The organism is Achromobacter semiaridum (assembly GCF_053543755.1).
On the sequence record NZ_JBLVOL010000013.1, the window covers coordinates 20443 to 25254 of the forward strand.

Consider the following 4812-nt stretch of genomic DNA (forward strand, 5'->3'; position numbering starts at 1 on the left):
CCCGCAGCGATATTTACGGGAGTACAGGCATGTCGGATGCCATTATTCGTATGCAGGACGTGAACAAGTGGTACGGGCAGTTCCACGTGTTGCGCAATATCAATCTGGACGTGGCGCAAGGCGAGCGCATCGTGGTGTGCGGCCCTTCGGGGTCGGGCAAGTCCACGATGATCCGCTGCATCAACCGTCTGGAAGAGCACCAGAAAGGCCACATCATCGTGGACGGCACGGAGCTGACAAATGACCTGAAGCACATCGAGACGATCCGCAAGGACGTCGGCATGGTGTTCCAGCACTTCAACTTGTTCCCGCACCTGACCGTGCTGGAAAATCTGACGCTGGGCCCCATGTGGGTGCTGAAAAAGCCGCGCGCGGAAGCCGAGGCCACGGCCATGAAATACCTGGAACGCGTACGCATTCCGGAACAGGCCAAGAAATTCCCCGGCCAGCTCTCAGGCGGCCAACAACAGCGCGTGGCCATCGCCCGTTCGCTGTGCATGAACCCCAAGATCATGCTGTTCGATGAGCCCACTTCGGCGCTTGACCCCGAAATGGTCAAGGAAGTGCTGGACGTAATGGTGTCGCTGGCCCAGGAAAGCGGCATGACGATGATCTGCGTAACCCACGAAATGGGCTTCGCCCGCAAGGTCGCCAACCGCGTCATTTTCATGGACCGTGGCGAGATCATCGAACAGAACAACCCGGATGAATTTTTCGATAATCCGCAGAACGAACGCACCAAACTGTTCTTGAGCCAGATCTTGCATTGATCGGCTGAAGATTAGAAAAGTCGTTTGCGGTAAGCGCCCCAAGAGTCGGATTTTGGTCCGACTGTTGGGGTGTTTTTATTATTGCGGCGGTATGCGGGGGCTGATGAAGCGCGGGTTGGGTCGGTGGAAGTTCGATGCGTTCGGGGGCTTAGTGTGTAGCGCTGCGGCATTTCGATATGCGGGCGGTTTCGGCGAAAAGCGAGCATGCGCGTCACCGCACCGACATCCGAGCCTGGCCGCTTACCTGGCCGCTTAGGGCCACTTGTGGCCGCGCAGCGGCCATAACCCTCCGCTCCCGTGTCAGCTCTAAATATCGGCTACATCGCGCAGCCGTACGCCGGAGAAGTTGGCCGCACTCAATGCATCAAACATCGCGCGGTCGCAGATAGGCGGTGCTCCCATGCGATCCTGGCGGAAGATATGGGCGTCTCCCACAACATCCTGTTTGATCACCAAGCTGGCTCCGCCAACGAGGCTATAGAGCTTCTCGTCCTGGCCTGTCTGATAATTGCGGTCGAGCTTGATCCTCACGCGCGAAGCGGCTTCATCCAGGGCATCGAGTCTGCGCAGCACATTGCCAAGGTAGTACTGAGGACCGAGGCTGCCGTCAGCAAGGCTGAAGTCGCATGCCACAAAGGCAAACGCCTCGGCGTCCAATTGCTCAAACAGTTGCTTCAACGGCTCCGACACAATCCATATGCCAGCGAGCTCTTCCAGATCGCGTGGCATTCCGCCTTTCTCGGGTACATGAACCAGGTGCGGACGCTCCGGATACTGATCTGGCATTCCATTAGGACGCGAGACGACATTCATCCCCGGATCGATCAGCGTCTGTTCGTTGGCAATTTCTATGCCGGGAACCCTGCCGTTTCCCAAGAAGCTGGCGTCGATCAGGAAAAATTTTCCCTTATGCGATGCGGCTTCGCCTGACACTTCAATGGCGGTGGGTTCGGTCACGGTGGGTTCCATCATGGATGTAGGCGCAGAACGGGAATGCAGGTGCGCCGATGCTAACGGGGCTTTAACGCAGCCACAAGTTCCGTCGAAGTGCTGCCTATCGTGTGCGGGAGCGTAGTTTCCCAAAAGACGACGTACGGCCAGAAGCGGTCGGCCGACGATTCTGGATATGCTGTTTCCACATATAAGCAACCCGAAATTCTGGTTCCTGGCGAAATGATGACGAACGTTCGAGCGGGCTATGAGCAGCAACTATGCGATCTCGTCGAATCCTCTGAGCAACTGATGGCTGCGCTGCGGGCGGTTCGCTGCCTTGGTTTGCCCTCCTGGTGCATTGGTGCAGGGGCCATCAGATCTTTGGTTTGGGATAGTTTGCATGGCTTTCAGGAGCCCTCGAACTTGGATGACGTGGACGTTGCATACTTTGATGCCGACGCGCCTCTAGCGCTGGATGCCGAACTTCAAGAGCGGTTGCAGTTGCTCCTTCCCTCGCTAACTTGGGAAGTGACAAACCAGGCAACAGTGCATGAGTGGTTCGCAGAAGCGCTCGGCCAAGCGGTTTCACCCCTGACGTCTTTGGACGATGGGCTGGCCACTTGGCCAGAGTTTGCCACCTGCGTTGGCATTTACCTGGACGATGATGAATCATTGAAGGTCATAGCGCCGTACGGATTGAATGACCTGTTTGAACTGCGAGTTCGGCACAACCCTCGGCGGGCGAGCGTCTCAACGTTTATGCATCGCGTGCATTCCAAGCGATTTGGCCACCGTTGGCCTCGGCTTTCAATCTGTACACCCTGATCGCACGTAGGACCGCTGTGGGCGGAAAGGCGTCCCTCATCACCTAGAAACCGCCGCGATAAACTCGCAATTCAGACGGAGGCACGAACATGAAGCCACGAGTTACCGTTATCACCCTGGGCGTTGAAGATCTTGACGTGTCGTTGAGCTTCTACCGGGATGGGTTAGGCCTTTCCAGCGACGGCATTGTAGGCAGGGAATTCGAGCACGGCGCCGTTGCGTTTTTGGATTTGCAGTCCGGCGTGCGCTTGGCGCTTTGGCCGCAGAGCAGCATTTCTCATGACACAGGATTGACGTCAGTGCCGTTCAATCCGACCCAGATGACGCTGGGTCACAATGTCTCATCAAAGCTCGAAGTGGACACTGTCATGGCGCAGGCCGGTGCGGCTGGGGCAACGATCGTCAAGCCACCGCATGAAACGTTCTGGGGGGGTTACTCGGGGTACTTTCAGGACCCCGACGGACATCTCTGGGAAATTGTCTGGAATCCGCAGTGGTTAGAGTGAAAGCTGATCTGGCGCGGCAACTGAACTGCCGGCCAAAGTAGCCGCCGCCATGGCGCGGCCCGCAATCATGTCTTCGAACAGGGCCGCGAGATTCGGGGCAACGTCGCGCGTGTCCTCGAATTCCGGCTCGATGCCGTGCACGATGCGGCCCGAGTCGCGTTCTATCGCCAGGAATTCGTACGCGCCGGCAACGCTCATGTAGATCGGCGTGTGCTGTTGCCAGAAGTCCAGGACCGCCTGCCGGCCGGCGTCGTCCAGCGCGGCCTCCAGGCTGATATCGCGCAGGGTGTGCCAGGCAAAGGCGCTGTCCGCCGTGCAGTCATGATCGGCTGCGCTCAGGAACCAGCGTGTCTGGTCCGCGTTGTGCAATTCGGTGAATGTCGCCAGGAAAGCGCCATAGCCGTGCGCGTCGCACGGGGCGGCCGCTGGCGTCGAGGTGGGTGTGGTCCGCAGCACCGTCCAGCCACGAGCGGCGAGATAATCCAGGAAGCGTTGTGGCTGCGATGTCATGTCGGTTTCCTCGGAGGGGGTATCGATGATATTGCAATCTGGCGCTTTGTTTAAACGCTTTGTTTATGACGCGCGTGGTCAAAAGAAAACACGATCTCCCCGCCCAAGGTTGACCAAACTAGGGCATCCGCACCCAGTATCTCTTTGTTACGCCAATCTCCTCCCTGCGGTATGCTACTGACCGCCATAGATCTGGAGTGAGGAGAAAAACATCATGACGAACACCCCCCGTAGCGCGGTCCGCCGTGCCTTGTTGCAGGGCGCCGTGGCGCTGGCCGCGACCTTGCCGTTTGGTGCGCCCGCGCTGGCGCAGGCGACTGATTTTCCGACGAAGCCGATCCGCTTTGTTGTGCCGTACCCGCCTGGCGGTCCGCTGGACACCATGGCCCGCATGTTGGCCGAGAAGGTGCGCGGTTCGCTGGGTCAGCCCGTGATCGTGGAAAACCGCTCGGGTGCGGGTGGCAACATTGGCGCCGACCTGGTGGCCAAGGCGCCCGCCGATGGCTACACGCTAGTGATGGGCGCGGTGGCCACGCATGCGATCAACCCGTGGTTGTTCGCGAACCTGCCCTACGACCCGGTCAAGGATTTTGCGCCCGTGACGATCGTGGCGTCGGTGCCGAACGTGTTGGTGATGAACGTTGAGTTCGCCGACAAGAACAAGATCAAGACCCTGGCCGACCTGATCGACTACGCCAAGAAGAATCCGGGCAAGCTGAACTACGGTTCGGGCGGCAACGGCAGCGCGGGCCACCTGTCGGGCGAGCTGCTGAAGGCGCGTGCCGGCATCAATGTCGAACACATTCCTTACCAGGGCGCGGCGCCCGCGCAGTTGGCGCTGTTGTCGGGTCAGTCGGATTTCATGTTCGACAATCTGGCGGCGTCGGCGCCGTTGATCAAGGACGGCAAGGTGAAGGCGCTGGCGGTGACGACGGCCAAGCGTTCGTCGTTGCTGGCGGATGTGCCGACGGTTGAAGAGTCGGGCGTGAAGGGCTTTGATCTGGGCACGTGGTTTGGCGTGTTCACGACGGGTGGCACGCCCGCGCCGGTGGTGGCCAAGCTGAACAAGGCGTATGCCGACGCGATGCAGCAGCCGGATGTGAAGCAACGCCTGTTGACGATGGGTTCGGAAGCCGCGCCGATGACGCCGGAAGCCTTTGCTGACTTCGTGAAGAGCGAGAAGTCGAAGTACCAGGAAATCGTGAAGATTTCTGGCGCGAGCTTGAATTGATGGATCGTTGATTCAACGCGACGGCAGTTTTGGGGGG

6 protein-coding genes are annotated in these 4812 nt (G+C 59.1%); 4 read left to right on the top strand and 2 right to left on the bottom strand.

From position 1 onward, the window contains the following. The first annotated feature begins 29 nt into the window (after positions 1-29). Entirely contained in the window at positions 30-770 is a 741-nt protein-coding gene (locus ACNPP0_RS03810; RefSeq protein ID WP_046803291.1) for an amino acid ABC transporter ATP-binding protein, read from the top strand. A 306-nt stretch (positions 771-1076) separates the two neighbouring features. Here the strand turns inward: ACNPP0_RS03810 and ACNPP0_RS03815 are convergent, their stop codons facing one another. Continuing rightward, on the bottom strand, positions 1077-1727 hold the full coding sequence (locus ACNPP0_RS03815) for an imm11 family protein (protein WP_448705048.1): 651 nt from the start codon (positions 1725-1727) through the stop codon (positions 1077-1079). 216 nt (positions 1728-1943) lie between these two features. Between ACNPP0_RS03815 and ACNPP0_RS03820 the strand changes: the two genes are divergently transcribed. Both ACNPP0_RS03820 and ACNPP0_RS03825 read left to right on the top strand, forming a co-directional pair. After that, positions 1944-2528 (top strand): nucleotidyltransferase family protein, encoded by a 585-nt coding sequence (locus ACNPP0_RS03820; protein WP_442880298.1) that lies wholly within the window; start codon positions 1944-1946, stop codon positions 2526-2528. A gap of 89 nt (positions 2529-2617) precedes the next feature. Beyond that, a complete protein-coding gene (locus tag ACNPP0_RS03825) occupies positions 2618-3034 on the top strand; it encodes a VOC family protein (RefSeq protein WP_332609962.1) in 417 nt (138 codons plus the stop codon). On the opposite strand, the gene ACNPP0_RS03830 is transcribed toward ACNPP0_RS03825, so the two are convergent. Then, positions 3026-3544 carry a hypothetical protein gene (locus ACNPP0_RS03830; RefSeq protein ID WP_448705049.1) on the bottom strand — a complete coding sequence of 173 codons (519 nt, stop codon included), beginning with the start codon at positions 3542-3544 and terminating at the stop codon, positions 3026-3028. The two genes, ACNPP0_RS03825 and ACNPP0_RS03830, sit on opposite strands and share 9 nt — an antisense overlap. A 214-nt stretch (positions 3545-3758) precedes the next feature. Here ACNPP0_RS03830 and ACNPP0_RS03835 point away from each other — a divergent pair, with 214 nt between their 5' ends. Further along, positions 3759-4775: a Bug family tripartite tricarboxylate transporter substrate binding protein gene (locus ACNPP0_RS03835; protein WP_104141720.1), complete on the top strand. Its 1017-nt coding sequence runs from the start codon at positions 3759-3761 to the stop codon at positions 4773-4775. The last annotated feature ends 37 nt before the right edge of the window (positions 4776-4812 follow it).

What these genes read in the sequence shown, in the direction of transcription:
- ACNPP0_RS03810 (WP_046803291.1), top strand. Translation starts at nt 30, where the DNA reads ATGTCGGATGCCATTATTCGTATGCAGGACGTGAACAAGTGGTACGGG.
- ACNPP0_RS03820 (WP_442880298.1), top strand. Translation starts at nt 1,944, where the DNA reads ATGATGACGAACGTTCGAGCGGGCTATGAGCAGCAACTATGCGATCTC.
- ACNPP0_RS03825 (WP_332609962.1), top strand. Translation starts at nt 2,618, where the DNA reads ATGAAGCCACGAGTTACCGTTATCACCCTGGGCGTTGAAGATCTTGAC.
- ACNPP0_RS03830 (WP_448705049.1), bottom strand. Translation starts at nt 3,544, where the DNA reads ATGACATCGCAGCCACAACGCTTCCTGGATTATCTCGCCGCTCGTGGC.
- ACNPP0_RS03835 (WP_104141720.1), top strand. Translation starts at nt 3,759, where the DNA reads ATGACGAACACCCCCCGTAGCGCGGTCCGCCGTGCCTTGTTGCAGGGC.